16 protein-coding genes, 1 pseudogene and 1 other annotated feature are annotated in these 19,330 nt (G+C 35.4%); of the genes and pseudogenes, 5 read left to right on the forward strand and 12 right to left on the reverse strand.

Translation table 11 applies throughout. From position 1 onward, the window contains the following. Positions 1 to 2 precede the first annotated feature (2 nt). Positions 3 to 1,174, forward strand: a pseudogene (locus tag C564_RS33365) (DUF418 domain-containing protein). A 44-nt stretch (positions 1,175 to 1,218) separates the two neighbouring features. Here C564_RS33365 and C564_RS0108810 read toward each other — a convergent pair. From C564_RS0108810 to C564_RS0108820, 3 genes are all read right to left on the reverse strand, one after another. Then, entirely contained in the window at positions 1,219 to 2,400 is a 1,182-nt protein-coding gene (locus tag C564_RS0108810; RefSeq protein ID WP_018765065.1) for a NupC/NupG family nucleoside CNT transporter, read from the reverse strand. 343 nt (positions 2,401 to 2,743) lie between these two features. Beyond that, positions 2,744 to 3,925 (reverse strand): NupC/NupG family nucleoside CNT transporter, encoded by a 1,182-nt coding sequence (locus C564_RS0108815; protein ID WP_006096459.1) that lies wholly within the window; start codon positions 3,923 to 3,925, stop codon positions 2,744 to 2,746. A 300-nt stretch (positions 3,926 to 4,225) separates the two neighbouring features. After that, on the reverse strand, positions 4,226 to 5,662 hold the full coding sequence (locus C564_RS0108820; protein ID WP_018765066.1) for an alanine/glycine:cation symporter family protein: 1,437 nt from the start codon (positions 5,660 to 5,662) through the stop codon (positions 4,226 to 4,228). 324 nt (positions 5,663 to 5,986) lie between these two features. Here C564_RS0108820 and C564_RS0108825 point away from each other — a divergent pair, with 324 nt between their 5' ends. Then, positions 5,987 to 6,625, forward strand: a complete 639-nt coding sequence (locus C564_RS0108825; RefSeq protein ID WP_018765067.1) for an NAD(P)-dependent oxidoreductase — start codon at positions 5,987 to 5,989, stop codon at positions 6,623 to 6,625. A 36-nt stretch (positions 6,626 to 6,661) separates the two neighbouring features. Here the strand turns inward: C564_RS0108825 and C564_RS0108830 are convergent, their stop codons facing one another. The 4 genes from C564_RS0108830 to C564_RS0108845 form a co-directional block, all read right to left on the reverse strand. Next, a complete protein-coding gene (locus C564_RS0108830; RefSeq protein ID WP_003202008.1) occupies positions 6,662 to 7,564 on the reverse strand; it encodes a thioester domain-containing protein in 903 nt (300 codons plus the stop codon). A gap of 141 nt (positions 7,565 to 7,705) precedes the next feature. Beyond that, positions 7,706 to 8,266 (reverse strand): biotin transporter BioY, encoded by a 561-nt coding sequence (locus C564_RS0108835; protein WP_018765068.1) that lies wholly within the window; start codon positions 8,264 to 8,266, stop codon positions 7,706 to 7,708. Positions 8,267 to 8,408: 142 nt separating this feature from the next. Next, complete coding sequence (locus tag C564_RS0108840) at positions 8,409 to 9,251, reverse strand: aldo/keto reductase (RefSeq protein ID WP_018765069.1); 843 nt, start codon at positions 9,249 to 9,251, stop codon at positions 8,409 to 8,411. A gap of 56 nt (positions 9,252 to 9,307) precedes the next feature. Continuing rightward, the gene (locus C564_RS0108845) at positions 9,308 to 10,525 is read right to left on the reverse strand and encodes an MFS transporter (protein WP_018765070.1); all 1,218 of its coding nucleotides are present in this window, start codon (positions 10,523 to 10,525) and stop codon (positions 9,308 to 9,310) included. Between the two features lie 319 nt (positions 10,526 to 10,844). On the opposite strand from C564_RS0108845, the gene C564_RS0108850 reads away from it, so the two are divergent. The 3 genes from C564_RS0108850 (at position 10,845) to C564_RS0108860 (ending at position 13,310) form a co-directional block, all read left to right on the forward strand. After that, positions 10,845 to 11,195, forward strand: coding sequence for a winged helix-turn-helix transcriptional regulator (locus C564_RS0108850; protein ID WP_003202000.1), 351 nt, complete (start codon positions 10,845 to 10,847; stop codon positions 11,193 to 11,195). A 451-nt stretch (positions 11,196 to 11,646) separates the two neighbouring features. Then, positions 11,647 to 12,087 (forward strand): DUF1641 domain-containing protein, encoded by a 441-nt coding sequence (locus tag C564_RS0108855; RefSeq protein ID WP_003201998.1) that lies wholly within the window; start codon positions 11,647 to 11,649, stop codon positions 12,085 to 12,087. Positions 12,088 to 12,131: 44 nt separating this feature from the next. Further along, complete coding sequence (locus C564_RS0108860) at positions 12,132 to 13,310, forward strand: NAD(P)/FAD-dependent oxidoreductase (protein WP_003201996.1); 1,179 nt, start codon at positions 12,132 to 12,134, stop codon at positions 13,308 to 13,310. A gap of 323 nt (positions 13,311 to 13,633) precedes the next feature. Here C564_RS0108860 and tyrS read toward each other — a convergent pair whose 3' ends face one another. From tyrS to C564_RS0108890, 5 genes are all read right to left on the reverse strand, one after another. Next, positions 13,634 to 14,896: a tyrosine--tRNA ligase gene (gene tyrS / locus C564_RS0108865; RefSeq protein WP_018765071.1), complete on the reverse strand. Its 1,263-nt coding sequence runs from the start codon at positions 14,894 to 14,896 to the stop codon at positions 13,634 to 13,636. Between the two features lie 70 nt (positions 14,897 to 14,966). Then, positions 14,967 to 15,188 (reverse strand) — a binding site (T-box leader). Positions 15,189 to 15,315: 127 nt separating this feature from the next. Next, complete coding sequence (gene murB / locus C564_RS0108875; protein WP_018765073.1) at positions 15,316 to 16,233, reverse strand: UDP-N-acetylmuramate dehydrogenase; 918 nt, start codon at positions 16,231 to 16,233, stop codon at positions 15,316 to 15,318. Positions 16,234 to 16,707: 474 nt separating this feature from the next. Continuing rightward, positions 16,708 to 18,102 (reverse strand): DUF4179 domain-containing protein, encoded by a 1,395-nt coding sequence (locus tag C564_RS0108880; RefSeq protein WP_018765074.1) that lies wholly within the window; start codon positions 18,100 to 18,102, stop codon positions 16,708 to 16,710. Next, entirely contained in the window at positions 18,072 to 18,632 is a 561-nt protein-coding gene (locus C564_RS0108885) for a sigma-70 family RNA polymerase sigma factor (protein ID WP_018765075.1), read from the reverse strand. Before C564_RS0108885 ends, C564_RS0108880 begins: the two co-directional genes overlap by 31 nt. Positions 18,633 to 18,746: 114 nt before the next feature. After that, positions 18,747 to 19,142 (reverse strand): SET domain-containing protein, encoded by a 396-nt coding sequence (locus C564_RS0108890; RefSeq protein ID WP_018765076.1) that lies wholly within the window; start codon positions 19,140 to 19,142, stop codon positions 18,747 to 18,749. Between the last annotated feature and the right edge of the window lie 188 nt (positions 19,143 to 19,330).

A 19,330-nucleotide genomic window follows, 5' to 3' on the forward strand; every position in this document is an offset into this window, starting at 1 on the left:
CTATGAAACAACGTGTAGAAGCAATCGATACCGTTCGTGGTTTTGCTTTATTCGGTATTTTACTTGTTAACATGACATTAATTCAATTTGGAATGTTTAGCGGTGAACAGCCTACTTATGTATTCGGAAAAGTTGATGAAGGTGCCAATTGGTTTATTCAATTTTTTGGCACCCACAATTTCATTTCCCTATTTTCTTTTCTATTTGGGATTAGTATTACTTTGCTGCAAAACAGTATCATAAAAAAGAAAAACGTTTCTTTCCGGTTTATATCCGCCGCCTTAGTATTTTACTCATCCTCGGATATCTCCATGGTACTTTTATTTGGGATGGAGATATTTTATTCGGTTATGGAATTATAGGAATCTTATTAATGATGTTTATCAATCGAAAGCCCAAAACATTGATCATTTGGGCATCCATCATACTAGTACTAACTATGCTGATGTCTTATCCCTTTGAACCAAGCACCAATATGTCCGATGACTTTGCACCTTATATCGCAAAAGAACAACAGGTTCATGAAACTGGTAGCTATATAGAACATGTAAGCTTCCGCCTTAATGAAGATCCTTTTAAGTATATTGGGATCACTGGCTTTTTCGGAACATTTTTCATAACACTTTTCGCACTGATTTTCATGACTCCACTATTCCTACTAGGAATGTATGTTGGAAAAAAAGGCTGGCTTTTTGAAATAGATAAACATTTACCTTCCCTCAAAAAAATCTGGCTTATCAGCGGTATTTTTTCTTTCACAGTAAAAATCTTAGAACTATTAACAAAACAACCTCTTCTCATTATGTTAAAAGACAGTGTTACACCGCTTAGCATGGCCATTTTTTACGGAAGCTCTATCATTTTATTATTTCATTACAAAAAAGCATCACGCTTATTAGAATATATGGCTAACATGGGAAAAATGTCAGTTAGTAACTATTTAGCGCAATCCATCATTGCTACCACCATTTTTTATGCGTATGGACTTGGTTTATATGGGAAAATCGGCTACTTCTTTGGCATTGTATTAACAATTGTAATTTATGTCATCCAATTATATGCTAGCACCTGTTGGTTAAAAAGGTATCGCATAGGGCCAGTTGAATACGTATGGCGTCTTGGCACATATTTAAAAAGGCCTGCTTTTAAACGTAAGTTAAACAAAGTAAGTTAAATAAAAAAAGCAATGAGCTCACGCGCCCGTTGCTTTCCTTATTTTTATAGCATAACCCCAACGATAACCGCTGATAATATACTTACTAACGTTGCACCATACACAAGCTTTAATCCGAAAGAAGATACAACGTTTGCTTGTTTTCCATCGATACTCTTCGTTGCACCTGCGATAATCCCAATAGATGAGAAGTTTGCAAATGATACAAGGAAGATTGATAAAATACCTACTGTACGAGCTGATAAATCGCCAGCTACTTTTCCTAAATCAAGCATCGCAACAAATTCGTTTGTTACTAATTTGGTTGCCATGATTTGTCCTGCTTGTAGCATCTCTGATGTTGGGATACCCATAACAAATGCTAATGGTGAGAACACATATCCTAAAATGCTTTGGAACGTAATGCCGAAAATAGAATCAAATACACCGTTAATTGCTGTAATTAATGCTACGAATCCAATTAACATTGCTGCTACTGTTACTGCAATAGAGAATCCAAGCATAATGTATTCGCCTAACATTTCGAAGAACGTTTGCTTCTTATCTTCTTGTAATTCTAAAATATCTTCTTCTTCACTAATGTCATACGGATTAATGATATGAACGATAATGAATCCACTGAATAAGTTTAATACAAGTGCTGTTACTACATATTTTGGATCAATCATTTTCATATAAGAACCGACAATTGACATCGATACCGTTGACATAGAAGATGCACAAAGTGTATATAAACGATTTTTTGGTAATTTACTTAATTGATCTTTTACTGTGATAAATACTTCACCTTGACCAACGATTGCCGCTGCTACTGCATTATATGATTCTAATTTTCCTAGACCATTTATTTTACTTAATACGAAACCGACTGCACGAATAATAATCGGTAAAATTTTAAGATGTTGCAGAATACCAATCAATACCGCTAAGAAAATAATTGGTAGTAATACTGTTAAGAAAAACGGTGCTTGTCCATCATTCGCTAAACCACCAAATACGAAGTTAACCCCAGCTTCTGCGTATTTTAAAATGGCGCCAAAGCCATCTGAAATTCCTTTTACTAATACAAATCCAATCTTTGTATTTAATAAGAAGTAAGCCAATGCTAATTGAATAACAAGCATAATTGCAATTGGTTTATACTTAATTTTCTTACGATCTGAACTTACAAGGAAACCTAGTACAAATACAACAAGTAAACCGACTAGAAACATCACTAGTTTCATATGTGAATCCTCCACTTTCCATGAGTTATTGGTCGTCCAACGAATGACGTCTGACCATCGATGTTAAAAAATAGAACCCCTAAATACTATTTACTTTACAATGTATCCTAAAACCAGTAAGCGTTTACATAAATTATAATTTACAATTAGTGGTCTCTTCTTACCTACTTGATTTAAAGTATGAAACTGATACCACCCACAAACAAATTGTAAGCGTTATCCAGATGAAATGCAACATAATTTTTTCAATAAATGATATGTTAATTTCTCCCTTACAAATCTCGCTAGAATTTATGTCTATGAAATAAAAAAGCAATGAACTTCTGCTCACTGCTTTTTATTTCTATAACATAACACCAACAATAATTGCTGATAAAATACTTACTAACGTTGCACCATATACAAGCTTTAATCCAAATGAAGAAACAACATTTGATTGATTTTCATCAATCCCTTTCGTTGCACCTGCAATAATTCCAATAGACGAGAAGTTTGCAAATGATACAAGGAATACAGAAAGGATACCAACTGTACGAGCTGATAATTCTCCTCCTACTTTTCCAAGGTCAAGCATCGCAACAAATTCATTTGATACTAATTTTGTTGCCATAATTTGTCCCGCTGTTACCATTTCTGATTGCGGGATACCCATTACAAATGCAAGTGGTGAGAAAATGTATCCTAATATTGCTTGGAATGTAATGCCGAAAATAGAATCGAACAAGCTATTAATTGCTGTAATTAACGCTACGAAACCAAGTAACATCGCTGCTACTGTAATCGCAATTGTAAATCCAAGCATAATATATTCGCCAAGCATTTCGAAAAATGATTGCTTTTGTTTATTTTCTAACTTAAGTGTGTCCTCTTCTTCCGTAATATCATACGGGTTAATAATATGAATGATAATAAAACCACTAAATAAATTTAATACAAGTGCTGTTACTACATATTTCGGATCAATCATTTTCATATATGATCCAACAATCGACATAGATACTGTCGACATAGAAGAAGCACAAAGTGTATATAAACGATGCCTCGGTATTTTGCTTAATTGATCTTTTACCGTAATAAATACTTCAGCCTGCCCGACGATTGCTGCCGCTACTGCATTATATGATTCTAACTTTCCTAAACCATTTACTTTACTTAACAGGGTACCAATTGAACGAATAAATATCGGTAAAATTTTAAAGTGTTGCAGGATCCCAATTAATACGGCAAAGAACACGATTGGTAATAATGCTGTTAAGAAGAAGGAAATTTCCCCTTTATTAACAAGACCACCAAATACGAAAACGATTCCAGATTCCGCATATGTAAGTAATGCTCCAAATCCATCAGAAATTCCTTTTACTAAAATATAACCAATCTGTGTATTTAATAAGAAGTACGATAATGCTAACTGAATAACAAGCATAACCACAATTGGTTTATACTTAATCTTCTTTCGATCCGTACTTATAAGAAACCCGAGTATAAATACAACGAGTAATCCTACAAGAAACATAACAAATTTCATAGATAAAATCCTCCATTTAAACCTTATTCAACGCTATAGAAAATTATTTAACATTGAACGTCTGACCATATAAAAAATAAATAATCCGAACTTTCACCTAACATATAAAAATATATATGCTATACCTCAAAACCCGTCTTACCTCTTACCTGGAAAGACCTTATACATTCTAACATAAATTTCAACTCACATCTTTATATTTCTAAAAAAATATAATAAACATAAAAACTCTATTAATGTTCGGTTTTTCCTGCAAACCATAAAAAAAGGCATCAGATTCTCTCTGATACCCTTTCCTTATTATACAGCTTTTTCTTCTTTTTCTTTTGTTACCATAGAATCTTCCCAGCATTCTGTGTTTTCCAAACCTGGAATAGAGCTTGCATGGAAGACTGGATCTTTCCCTTGTTTCTTTTGCTTTACATAGTCTGTCAACGCAGCATATGCAAATCGGCCAAGAAGTGTAATCGCAATTAAGTTTGTGATTACCATTAGACCCATAAATAAGTCTGCCATATTCCATACGACTTGAAGCGTCGCAACAGAACCGAATAACACCATTCCAACTACTGCAGCACGGTAAATCATTAACCATGTTTTACTTTTCTTAATGAATTCGATATTTGTTTCACCATAATAATAGTTTCCTAGAAGTGAACTGAACGCAAATAGGAAAATAATAATCGCTAAGAAGCTACTTGCCCATGGACCAATTTGTGAGCTTAGCGCCTTTTGTGTTAATTCAATTCCTTCTAAATTCGTTGCCTTATATGCTCCAGAGCATAGTACGATAAACGCTGTTGATGTACATACTAAAAATGTATCTACTAAAACTCCAATTGTTTGAATAAATCCTTGTTTAGCTGGATGCGTTACATCTGCTGTCGCAGCCGCATTCGGCGCACTACCCATACCTGCTTCGTTCGCAAATAATCCACGCTGAATACCATACTTCATCGCAGCCCCGATACCGCCACCTACAGCTGAATCTAAACCGAATGCACCTTTAAAGATTTCTGTGAAAACATCTGGTAGTAAATAGAAGTTTTTAATAACAACGAAAACAGCTACTGCTATATAAATAATTGCCATTGGTGGAACAATCATTTCTGACATACGTGCAATACTTTTAACGCCGCCAAAAATAATAACTGCGACTAATGCAGCTAATGCGATTCCTACAACATAACGCTCTAAACCGAATGCATTTTTAAATGCTAGCGTAACTGTATTTGCCTGTACTGAGTTGAAAATTAAACCGTAACTAATTGTAATCAGAATAGAAAACCAAATTCCCATCCAACGTTTATTTAAACCTTTTTCCATATAATAAGCAGGACCACCACGGAAGCCGCTGCCATCTTTTACTTTATAAATCTGTGCAAGTGTACTTTCTACAAAGCTTGAAGATGCCCCGATAATTGCAATTACCCACATCCAAAAGACTGCGCCGGGTCCTCCCATAGAAATAGCTAGTGCCACACCAGCCAAGTTCCCGATCCCAATGCGGGCTGCTGAACTCATACAGAAAGCTTGGAAAGAAGATACGCTGCCCTTTTTACGTGTCTTTCCAGTTAATCCATCACTCATTAATCGTACCATTTCGCCTAGATGGGTAATTTGTACGAATTTCAATTTAATAGAAAAATAAAGCCCTAAGCCTATTAACATTGTGATAAGAATATATGACCAAAGAATCGTATTCGTTGATGAAACGAACTGTTCTAAAATATTCATACGATTAATCCCTCCCTTTTCTTCTCATAAATTGAATTATATTTAAAAAATATTCAAAAATCAACATTTTTCGACAGATTATCGCTTCCAAATGTTAGGTTTTATAACACAATCGTGTTACTTGTTAAGAAATATGACTTCTTATTTTTAGAAGCGCACATACTACTTGAAGAAATATTTTTTATAAACAAAGCGATTGACAAAAACCAACTCTGTAACTATACTAGTTACAACTAGTGGTATCAAACTTGCTTAACGACATCGATTCATTTTTGCACATACATTTTAGGCATTTATTCTATTAAACATTTGGAGGTATATATTATGAAAATCGGAATTATCGGAGCAAACGGAAAAGCTGGAAGTCGTATTATGAAAGAAGCACTTGATCGCGGTCATGAAGTTACCGCAATCGTAAGAAACGCCGCAAAAATCACAGAGAATAATGTAAAAGTTTTAGAAAAAGATGTTTTCGATCTTACTGCTAATGACATACAAGCATTTGACATAATCGTGAATGCGTTTGGCGCTCCTGCTGGAAGTGAACATCTTCACGTAGATGCAGGAAACGTATTAATTGAGGCAATGAAAGGTGCACCTAATACGAAGTTACTTGTTGTCGGAGGCGCTGGAAGTTTATTTGTAGATGAGGCAAAAACAACACGTGTATTTGATACACCAGATTTCCCTAAAGAATATCTTGCAACAGCTCAAAACCAAGGAAAAAACCTAGAAATTTTACAACAAACAAACGATATCACTTGGACATTCATTAGTCCTTCTGCTCTATTCGCATTAGGAAAACGTACTGGTTCTTACAAAGCTGGTAAAGACCACCTTCTTGTTAACGAAAAAGGCGACAGCTATGTAAGTTACGAAGACTTCGCTGTAGCTGCACTTGATGAAATTGAAAATCCAAAACACGTGAACGAACGCTTTACAGTTGTATCAGAAGCTGAATAATAATAGAAAAAAGCGCTGGCAAACGCCAGCGCTTTTTTATCGTTTATAAGGCTTATTCGGTTTCTGCGGAGCTTCAGTCTTTTTCCAGCTTACCGCTAAATCTGGGCTTGTTTTTTCTTCACTGCGCTCTAATAAAACTACCGCATCTTGAATTTTCGGTGTTCCCTTATGCGCGATACCTTGTAATTTTGTTAAAGTTCCTGATACTTTAAAGCTAAATTCACCAGATGGCGTCTGTTTTGGAATTAAAATACGGAACTTTTCCCCCACATTAAACTGTGTTTTTGTTTCGCCCTTTTCATTCACAAATTTAACTCCTGCAGGCGCACCAGTTGCTTGCACTTGGTACGTTCCACTTTTCGCATTTGTTTGCACCGTATATAAACCTGTTTCGAAGAACTCATCTTTTAATACTGCTTCTTGCTTTTCTGACGGCGTAACACTCATCGTAATTTCTTGTACTTCTTCACTGCTCTTTGCTTTCGCAACAATATCTTTCATTACTTTTTCTACATTTTTATTACGAAAATCTAAATCATTAATATCCACTTGTCCCAGCGCATTCCATACAGCGAGCTGCGTCGCATAATGCGCCTCTCTCCAATCAGAGACACCTAATTCTTGTGGACTCTTCTGTGGATATCCATTTAATAACACGCGGTACACCCCAATATCCACCTTACCTATTTCAGGTAAATCTTGACCGCTTGGTGATTTCAAATCTACATTCAAGCAGAATGCAATTTTCCCATCTGCTGTTTTAATAAGCTCTGTTCGGATTGGTTTCTTTTTTGATTTACTGTAGCTCCAATCCATTTGATACTTTGTATGATCCATGACTTCTGCCGATGCTTTTTGGAGTGGGAATAATAAATTCGCAAATACAAATAAAACACTCAAAAAAGCAACCAATAACTTATACGATTGTTTAATATTCATGTTCACAACCCCTTATAAAATAACAAATTTACTACTGTATAGTATCTAGTTAAAAAGTCTTTTTATACATTACTTTTCCCTTCTTAAGACGCTATAAAAAAACACGCGCAGAGATCATTCTACGCGTGTTTCTATTATCATTTAGTTTTCTTGCAATAATAATTTCGAACGCACTAACGCTCCTCTTACCTTAATCCCAACCCATGCAGCTAATGAAGCTTTTATTACACCTACAATAAGGAAGGGCACAAAACCACCCATGAAAGCCGCTTGCCATCCTAGCGATGCCACATACTTTAAGAATACAGTCCCAATTGTTAATGTCACAAACATTCCTAAAACATTTGCCATTAACGAATTCCAAAATGTAAGCTTTGTCTTCTCAGTTAACAAACCAATTAAAAAAGCAGTTGGAATGAAGGCTAATAGGAAGCCGCCTGTAGGACCAAATAAAACGGATAAACCGCCACTAAACCCAGCATAAACAGGAATTCCAGTTGCACCAATTAAAACATATAACAGTACAGATAAAGTGCCATAACGTGAACCCAAAATTGTAGCAGTAAGACCAATCGCTAATGTTTGTCCTGTTATCGGAACGAGCGGCAGAGGAATTGTAACTTGGGCCAAAATACCAATAATAGCAGCAAATAGTGCAGTAACAATTAACATGCGGAAATGATTTGTACGATGATTGTTCATATGTGCCTCCCTAGGAAAATTTCATATTATAAATTTAAGATATCCTATTTCATATACAGAGTAAATATTTGTTTGAATTTTTAGTTTTCTGTAATTAAAAAGAAGAGCACAAATTTTTTTGTGCCCCTCTCTTCTGTTCATTTTAGAAATCAAAGTTATCCGGATCTGGACCAACGCGATGATTCTGATTTAACGCATCAATTTGTTTCATATCTTCTTTTGTTAATTCAAAATTAAATATGTCCGCATTTTGGGTAATACGGTGTTCTTTTGTTGATTTCGGAATCGTTACAACTTCATTTTGTAAATCCCAGCGCAAGATAATTTGCGCAGTCGTTTTACCGTATTTATCTGCGATTTCTTGTAATGTTTCGTTGTCTAATAACTGCCCTTGCATAAGAGGTGACCAAGCCTCCATTTGAATACCTTGTTCACGACAGAAGTCCCGCAATTCTTTTTGCGTTAAACGTGGATGATATTCTACTTGGTTAATCATCGGTTTCACTTCTGTATCTTCCATTACATCTTTCAAATGATGAATTTGGAAGTTACTCACACCAATTGCACGTACGCGTCCTTCTTTATATAACTTTTCTAATGCTCTCCACGTATCTTTATATTTTCCTCCTACCGGCCAATGAACAAGATATAAATCTAAATACTCAAGCCCTAACTTTTGTAGACTTTCTTCATAAGCTGCTAACGTCTCTTCGTATCCTTGATCTTTGTTCCATACTTTTGAAGTGATGAATAAGTCTTCTCTTGAGATACCTGCTTCTTTAATACCTTCGCGAATTCCTTCTCCTACCGCTTTTTCATTTGCATAAATCGCCGCTGTATCAATGCTGCGATATCCTTGTTTAATCGCCGTTTTTACTGCATTAACAAGTTCAGGTCCTTCCTCTACTTTAAATACACCTAAACCAAACCAAGGCATTTCCACGCCGTTATGCAACGCTACACGATCTTGTAAATTCTTAATCATATTCTCTTTCTCTCCTATCATCTTTTCATTTATATAATATGGTTCACTTATAAATATTAACTTTTTACCTGATCTCGTTTTTCTAATCCCATACTCCATGCCGTTAATATGACTGCACCAACTACCATAATCGCGCCGACCCACGCTGTATGAATTAACCCTAATGAATTCGTTACAATGCCACCAAGGTAAGCCCCAAGAGCAATCCCTGCATTAAAGGAGGCAATGTTAATTGCAGATGCAACATCTACAGCGCTCGGAACAAAGCGTTCAGCTAATATCACAACATATACTTGTAATCCTGGAACATTCATAAACGCGAATAATCCCATTAAAATAATCGTGATGAGCCCTGCTACCTTAAACGGCGCCGTAAATGTGAGTACGAATAGCACAATCGCTTGAATGAAAAACATATAGAATAATGCACGAATTGGATTATGGTTCGATAGTTTTCCACCAATCATATTTCCAATCGCAATTGCAATCCCATACACTAACAAAATGATTGTAACTGTACTTGCTTTAAACCCTGTCACCTCTTGTAATAATGGAGACAAGTACGTAAATGTTACAAATGTTCCGCCGTACCCTAATGCGGTAATTACGAAAACAAGTAATAGTCTTCCGTTTGTTATTAATTTAAATTGATCGCGAAATGATACAGACGTACCTTTTTTTAAACTAGATGGAATTAACAAACTGTTTGCGATAAGGGCAACAATTCCAATTGCTACGATAACCATAAACGAAGCTCTCCAGCCAAATTGTTGACCAATAAATGTTCCAATTGGTACACCTGTGATAGTTGCGACTGTTAAGCCTGTGAACATAAAAGCAATTGCACTAGCACGTTTATCTTCTGGTACAAGAGCTGCAGCGATTGTTGAACCTATCGACATAAATACCCCATGCGCAAATGCAGATACAACTCTCGCAACAAGCAGTACACCAAAGCCTGTTGCCACTCCTGCAATACCATTACCAATAATGAAAACAATCATAATCCACATTAATAACGTTTTCCGTGACATACTAGCTGTCAACGACGTTAATATAGGAGCGCCAAATGCTACTCCTAGTGCATATAAAGACACGGTTAAACCTGCTGTTGTAACTGAAACATGTAAATCGTTCGAAATAGATGGCAATAAACCGACGCTAATAAATTCAGTTGTACCAATTCCAAACGCACTAATCGCTAATGCTAATAAAGCAAACACACTTCTTCTATTTGTTTGAACATCTGAAGACGGTACTGTATATGAACTCAATCGAACTCCTCCTTAATATGAGAAATCCAATCATAATAGTATGATAAAAAGGCCCTTTTATCTTCTAATAAACACAGTTTTACTGCTCACAACTGCTATTATGAATGGTTTCATTCTTTTTCGAAAGAACGCACTTTAAAGTGCGATAGGTACCAAAAGGTAACATAGTTACTTTTTGGTACCGTACTACTCATTTACCTCTTACGTATGCTATTATGAAACATGTTCAACATGAAAAACAGTACGTACTTTAAAGTGCTATAGGCACTAAAAAGTAATATATGATTATATAAAAGTTCATTAAAGGTGGTTGTAATATATGAAGACATATAATATTCCTGTAGAAGCAACCTTAGAAGTAATCGGGGGAAAATGGAAAGTCGTCATCCTTTGTCACTTAACAAAAGGAACAAAACGAACAAGTGAATTAAAGCGTTTAATGCCTGGCATTACGCAAAAGATGCTCACACAGCAATTGCGTGAATTAGAAGAAGATGGGGTTATTCAAAGAAAGGTATATAATCAAGTACCACCAAAAGTTGAATACTCTCTTACCGACTACGGTCGGTCCTTAGAAGCGATTCTTGATTCCCTTTGCACTTGGGGGGAGTGCCATCTTGAAAAGAACGGGAATTCGTCCATGCTTATCCCGCAAACAGATCAATCTTAATCAGAAAAAAAGGAAAAAATGAACATTCATTTGCTCATTTTTTCCTTTTTTTCTCTATAATTAAGTATATTTTAGGTAACAGTAAAATAAAATATATGCTTTTTTCCCTTGCTAATACTAAGTTATGGACTCAAAGTCAAATAATTAGGGATCATTTTTATGTTAACCTGGGTGTATATAGTATATAATATAAGATATATATTATATACACTTTCCGATAAAGGAAGTTTCCATTATACGGACAAGCCATGTATCGGACAGTCCATAAATAATAGGTAAGAAATTATGGTTTTGAATTTATGATTGTCTACTACTTGCAATCATAAATTTAAAGGCATTTTATTGCGTTTTGTGAAGCTTTGTATAAAGTTTTGCTAACGCTTACCTGTTACTTGGGAATGTTTTATTCCTAAAAAAATAAGAGTATTGCTATCGTAAAGGAGAATTGGAGATGCCAGAAACTATCACTCAAACAAAGCCTGAACAAGAATCTTTACAAATTTCTGCTAGCCAAGGACAACTTGATGTACTTGATCAATTGTTAAAACCTGAAGTACAAGAGTCATTAACTACACTAGTAGAACAGCTTCCAAAATTAACTGAGCTTGTTAACATTTTAACTAAGTCTTATGACTTCGCTCAAACTGTTGCTACTGACGAAGTATTAAAAAGCGACACTGTTGGCGCAATCCAAGAGATTGTAGAGCCTGTAAAAGATACAGTGAAAAGCATGGCAGCAACTGCTATCGAAGCAAAAGATCGTGCTGAAGAAAGCTCTGAAGTTATCGGTCTTTTCGGTCTGTTAAAATTACTAAAAGATCCACAAGCACAAAAAATGTTCCGTTTTATCAATGCTTATCTTCAAATTAGTGCAGAACGCAATAATAAATAATTTATCTTATAACAACAATTAGTAAAGACGGGAGATATCATACTATGTCAAAACAAATTGTCATCTTAGGCGCTGGTTATGGCGGACTTCTTGCCGCTTTAAATGTACGTAAATATTACAGCAAATCAGAAGCACAAGTTACAGTAATCAACCAATACCCAACACACCAAATCATTACAGAACTACACCGCCTAGCAGCAGGTAACGTTTCTGAACAAGCTATTGCAATGCCACTTACAAAACTTTTCAAAGGCAAAGACATCGATCTTAAAATTGCAACAGTTGAGTCATTCTCAGTAGACAAAAAAGAAATAAAACTAGCTGGTGGCACTACTTTATCTTACGATGCACTTGTAGTTGCTTTAGGAAGTAAAACTGCTTACTTCGGCATTCCAGGACTAGAAGAAAACAGCATGGTATTAAAATCTGCTGCTGATGCAAACAAAATCTACAAACATGTTGAAGATCGTATTCGTGAATACGCAAAAACAAAAAATGAAGCTGATGCTACAATCTTAATCGGTGGTGGCGGATTAACTGGCGTTGAGCTAGTTGGTGAGCTTGCTGACATTATGCCTAAACTTGCAAAAAGCCACGGCGTAAACCCTAAAGAAGTAAAATTACTTCTTGTTGAAGCAGGTCCAAAAATCCTTCCAGTATTACCAGACGATTTAATTGAACGTGCAACTACTAGCTTAGAAGCACGCGGCGTTAAATTCTTAACAGGTCTTCCTGTAACAAACGTTGCAGGCAATGAAATTGACTTAAAAGACGGTCAAAAAATCGTTGCAAACACATTCGTTTGGACAGGTGGCGTACAAGGTAACCCATTAATCGGTGAATCAGGTCTTGAAGTAAACCGTGGTCGTGCAACTGTTGATGCATACCTACAATCTACTTCTCACAAAGACGTATTCGTTGCTGGAGACAGCGCTGTTGTCTTCGGTCCAGAAGGTCGTCCATACCCACCAACTGCACAAATCGCTTGGCAAATGGGTGAGTTAATTGGATACAACTTATACGCAGCACTAGAAGGCAAAGCATTCGAAGAGTTCGCACCAGTAAACTCTGGAACACTCGCAAGTCTAGGTCGTAAAGATGCTGTTGCTACAATCGGAGCAAGCTCAACTCCACTTAAAGGCTTACCAGCATCATTAATGAAAGAAGCAAGTAACGTTCGTTACTTATCACATATTAAAGGATTATTCAGCTTAGCTTACTAATCTGATTACTAGCCCGAATCGTGATTCGGGCTTTTTTTTATTCTTAAAAAACTTTCTTTTTTAGATAGAAGAGAGCATCCGCCCATGCATAGGAGCGGGCAGTTCCTTTTTTTTGCCCCATGCCATGTTTAAAACAAAGAGAAATGATGAGTGCAAGGCTCCTTTTGTTCTTCGTGGCAACGATTTATATATTATTCTTATTCGGCATGAAAACTAAATAAACCTCCATAACAATCTTAATATACTGACTTTTTATGACGAAATTGTGTACATAAAAAGAGTAGAAATGAGGATATCTCCTTACTTCTACTCTATAACAAACTTTATTCTCCTAATTTCACCAAGCTGTAATTCTTTTTACCTTTACGGATAATAATAAATCTTCCATCGAATGAATTTTCTACTGTAACATGTGTATTCACATCAGTCACTTTTTCACCGTTCATAGAAATAGCTCCATTATTAATATCTTCTCTGGCTTGACGTCTAGAAGGTTCAATTCCTAAATCAACTAACCACTCAACGATATTTTTTGTTTCTTTTGAAGCATGGAAAGTCGGCATATCTTTAAATCCTTGTTCAATTTCATCCGCAGTTAATGATTTAATATCCCCACTAAATAATGCTTCTGTAATTTTTAGTGCTTGGGACAGTGCATGCTCACCATGAACAAATTTCGTCATTTCTTCTGCTAGCACTTTTTGCGCTTCACGCTTATGTGGCTCCGTTTGAACCTTCACTACTAATTCATCAATTCTATCCTTCGTTAAGAACGTAAAGTATTTCAAGTACTTAACTACATCACGGTCATCCGTATTCACCCAGAACTGGTAGAATTCAAATGGCGTTGTTTTTTCAGGATCTAACCAAACTGCTCCGCCTGCTGATTTACCAAATTTCGTACCGTCTGATTTTAATAATAATGGAATTGTTAATCCAAAAACTTTGGCTTCATGCCCTTCTAATTTACGAATTAAATCTAAACCACTTGTAATATTTCCCCACTGGTCACTACCACCAATTTGTAGTTGTACCCCTTCTTCTTTGTATAAGTGATGGAAATCCATTGCTTGTAATATTTGGTATGTGAATTCCGTAAATGAAATCCCTGTATCTAAACGGCTCGCTACTATATCTTTCGCTAACATACTATTTATACTAAAGTTTTTACCGTAGTCACGTAAAAACTTGATAATATTGATTTGATGCGTCCAGTCGTAGTTATTTACCATTTTCACTTCACTATTGCCGCCAAAATCAAATAGCTTTTGCATTTGTGCTGTTAATGCGTCAACATTATGCTGTACCTGTTCTAACGTCTGCAACTGACGCTCTGTTTGGCGTCCACTTGGATCCCCAATCGTCCCTGTTGCTCCCCCAACTAAAATCACTGGATGATGCCCAGCTAATTGAAACCGTTTCATCATCATAAACGGAATCAAATGTCCAATATGCATACTGTCACCTGTTGGATCTACACCACAGTACAAGGAAATCTTTTTCTCTTCTACTAATTCACGTAATCCGTCTGCATCTGTTTGTTGATTAATGGCATCGCGCCATTCTAATTCATCAATAATGTTCATGTCTTTCCATCCCCTTTAATATTTAAAATTTCAATTTAAAAAACAAAAAAGCCCCTATGTCTACATTAGACATAGGGACGATTATTAACCGTGTTACCACCCAGATTGCACAAATAGGAACAATTTCACTATCCATACCACTCTTAGCAATAATATCGATTGCCACTCCGCTTAGCATTACCTAAGATACTCCAGAGTGTAATTCACAAGTTTGTTTGTGCTAGGTTCCATCAACCCCTAGCTTTCTCGATAACAGTGACAAACTGCTACTGGGCTCTTTCAACGTATTTAATATGTTAAATTATAGCCAATTATAGTGAATTGAAAACACATTGTCAATTATGCCCAAAAAATATTCACAATTTATTTCTTGAAGCATAAAAAGATAAACATATTACGCCATTTATTCCTTAAACCTTTTACTTTAAATCTTCTCCAATAATCCTTACTTCTCTTTCTAACGTAACACCAAACTTCTCTTTAACTGTCTTTTGAACGAAATGAATTAAATCGATATAATCTTGCGCCGTTCCATTATCAACGTTTACCATGAATCCAGCATGTTTTGTTGAAACTTCCACACCGCCAATTCGCGTTCCTTGTAGTTCAGAGTCTTGAATAAGCTTACCAGCAAAGTTATTAGGCGGACGCTTGAAAACACTACCGCATGAAGGATATTCTAATGGCTGTTTCGATTCTCTTTTATACGTTAAATCATCCATTTTTTCTTTAATCTCTTCATATACACCTTTCTCAAGTTCAAATGTAGCTTCAAGTATGATGTAATGATTATTGGCAAATCTACTTTTACGATATCCAAAATCAAAGTCGTCTTTTGAAAGAGTAATTAGCTCTCCCTCTTTTGTCATGACAACCGCTTTTGTTAATACATATGCTACCTCACCACCGTATGCACCTGCATTCATATATAGAGCTCCCCCAACAGATCCCGGTATACCACAAGCAAATTCAAGCCCTGTTAAAGAATGTTCTAATGCTATTCTTGATATATCAATAATCGCTGCACCACTTTGTGCTACAATTGTCTGCTCGTTCACAGTAACATCCGTAATATGAGTCAAACTTAATGTAATTCCACGAATACCACCGTCTTTTATAATGACATTCGAGCCGTTTCCTAAAAACGTAATTGGAATGTTGTGTTTATTTGCATACTGTACAACTTGTTGAATCTCAGTATAGGTAGTAGGCTGTACAAACACATCTGCTTTTCCCCCTACTTTTATATGCGTATGATTCTTTAACATCTCATCTTGTTTTACATGTTCTTCCGGTAATACTGTACGTAAATATTTATATACTTCCTGCATATTCATTCTATGATTCCTCTATTTCTATTAATAATTAATGGCCTATCCTCTCGATAGTTCCAGCATTCTTAAAACTAGTTCTCTTATTCTCTTCCATTTCGCTTACAAGTTCATTCACTACACTACATGTAATGCCATGCTGAAAATAAGTAGATAATCGGCCACCACATAGATTACCTAAATAGTTTAGTAAGATAGCTTCCGTCTCTATCTTATCAAAAAATCGAGAAGAAAACTTTACCTTCAAAAATTTTCCGGTATAATCAAGTTTAAGATAGAAAAATTTAAAATCTAATCTCTTCCTTTACAAAACTCTATTATATCGCATGTCAATGCGAAAAAATATGTTTAAAGATGGAACTTTTCAAACTGATAAAAATGTCTATATTTTGTCATATCAAAAATAGACATTACAAAACTGTAAGGCTCTTGTAATATAAAAGGATGCCTCCTTATATGTTAAGGGCATCCTTTTTTCGATTATTTTAATTGAATTTTGACTGGCGATAATGGTTTTTCAGGATGATATGGTGACATCTCCACTTCTAATACATAATTCTTTAAACTAAAATTCTTCACACCATATTCGCCATCTAGCTGAAACGTTGCCTGGAATTGTAACTTCTCCTTATTCAATACCTTCACATCACTGCCCTTTACAACATGACCAATTGGTGCAAATTCCTTATCTACATATGAAGAATCCATTAAATTCATAACTTCCCCACAATTTATCAATTCATCCATAGATTTATGTTTTGTATCGGCATTTTGAAGTGTATACTGTACGATTAATCGCTGTTTTTTATGTTGAATTTTATTCACGACAATCTTTAAATCACTACGAGTGCTTTGTATTTCAAATGGTGTCTTTTGATTTAAAGCCTGAATAGACGGCTTTTCAGATAATCTCACATTCGGATGTAGCGTAATAAATTCCGCTCCCTCTGGAATTTTCCCGAAAATAGATCGTTCATCAGATTCTATCTGATTTCCAACCTTTTCTCTTCCAAATTCAATACCTGATGTTTTAAAATCAATTTCATTCCCCTTATCATCAGTTACCTTTCCAATTCTTACTAAATCATTTTCTCCGGCAAGTGGATACATTGCTTTATAGTCGATAGCAACGGATCCTTTTCCCACTGTAATCTTTTCAAAGTTAAATGTATGTTCTTTATCTTCACTACTTACGGATTGCTGCGGGTTAATCATTTTATTTTCTAGTTGCTTTACTGGAATATCAAATTTCCAAATCCCTTTTGTGTCTCCGATAGACGTAATGGTAATTGGTAATGTAGTATTTTGGGGAAGCTCTTTTTCTGGATAATTAATATGAATATTTCCGAACCAACCGTCTTTTGTTATTTTGCCATCAAATGAAGCTGCACGCATCCATTTCTCGCTTCCATCAACAAGTTTAAAATCATAATAAAAGTCTCTGTCAGAATTATGCCTTATCTCTACTTCATCTGGGTTATCCACTTTAAATGTAATACCAATTCTACCACCATCATAATAAACACTATTCATTGTTACGCTAATCCCATTGCTCACCGCCTGCTGATTTAACTCTGTTACAAGCTTACTTGCCGACAGATTTTGACCAATTGTATCATGAAAATGCGAATAAATTTTCCCGATAATCGGAACTTCCGCCAAGACACGGCTCATTTGTGGAAACACAAATCCAGAGCCTAATACACCTATACAGATTGAAGCGGCAGTTAACAAAGCGATTCTTCTTTTCTTATATGTTCTTTTAACAGGTTTTTCCGCCTTCGCTCTAGCAATCCCTTTTTGTATAGTCAAATTTAATTCTTTTTTTGGAACATCAATTTTATTTACCTCGTCATTAAACCACTGCTTATCCAATTCTCTTCACTCCCCCCTAATAAATTTTTTAACGCTTTTCTTGCCCGGTGCAAATATGTCTTTACTGTTCCCTCTGGTATATTCATTTGCCAAGCAATTTTATTGATTGAAAGATCATGATAATAATATAAAATGATTACTGTTTGATAATTTTCATCCAATTTTTGAATTGCTTCTTGTAAGTCGATATTTTGTTCAATTTGATGTAATTTATTTGGCATCTCGCCATATGTATCCGCTTCTCTTCCGTCCTCTATCTTCTTCACTTTTTTCTTTTCACTTAATAGCTGATAGGCATTATGTATAAGAATACGTGTCAACCATGTCAAAAAATAGTTCGGTTTCTTTAATTGCTCTATGGATAAATACGCTTTATAAACTGTTTCTTGTACAATATCTAGTGCATCTTCTTTATTCTGTACATACAGATAAGCAGTCCGATACAATTGATCTTGATATAAACTAATAAGCTGTTCGAAAGCTGCATCGTCACCTTTTCTTGCCTTTTTGACTAATTTTATTTCATCCATCGTATCCCCTCCTTTCATTTATTAGATAGATAGAAGGGCAGTTTGGTTTCAAAAATTTATTTTTGTTCCATACAAAAGAGCACATCCAATCGAATGTGCTCTTTTTACACTTAATTATTTATCGTTTTCTTCTTTTTCCCTATCAAACCATAATAATTCATCATCATCAACATCACCATTATAGTTGATCAGAATTTCTTCTCCTGCTTTTATATCCGTGTAAGCAAAGAATTTAAACGTGTGATTCTCAAAAACGATCTCATACGTCGCATTCGGCGTATAAGAATGATTAAATAACATACCGTAACCTAAAAGAATTGCCGTATGATTCACTCCATACTCAAATGCGTAGTCAGCAAGTAATGTTTTCTCTATAAACTCATGCTGTTCATTCGGATAAGAGATAACGGGTGCTTCGTGTAGAAGTTCGCCCTTTTTTATATCACGCTTTGCGAATACTCCTCTATTAAATTCTCCATCGCTAAGTGCGGAAGTCTTGATTTCAATCATATTCTTCACCTATACATTTCTTTCTCTGAAGTATTTTGTCCCGCATTAACGGGCAGTAAGACCCCCACTAATGGAAGTTTCACTTTATCTCCTTAAGCTTGGCAGATAATGAGAAGAAAAGCAATTGGTTTTATTTTTCCTTTTTATATAAATGGGAGCTAATATTCCATTAATCCCTAGATCATATA

This window comes from Bacillus sp. 105MF (genome assembly GCF_000374885.1).
In the GTDB taxonomy this organism is placed as follows: Bacteria; Bacillota; Bacilli; order Bacillales; family Bacillaceae_G; genus Bacillus_A; species Bacillus_A pseudomycoides.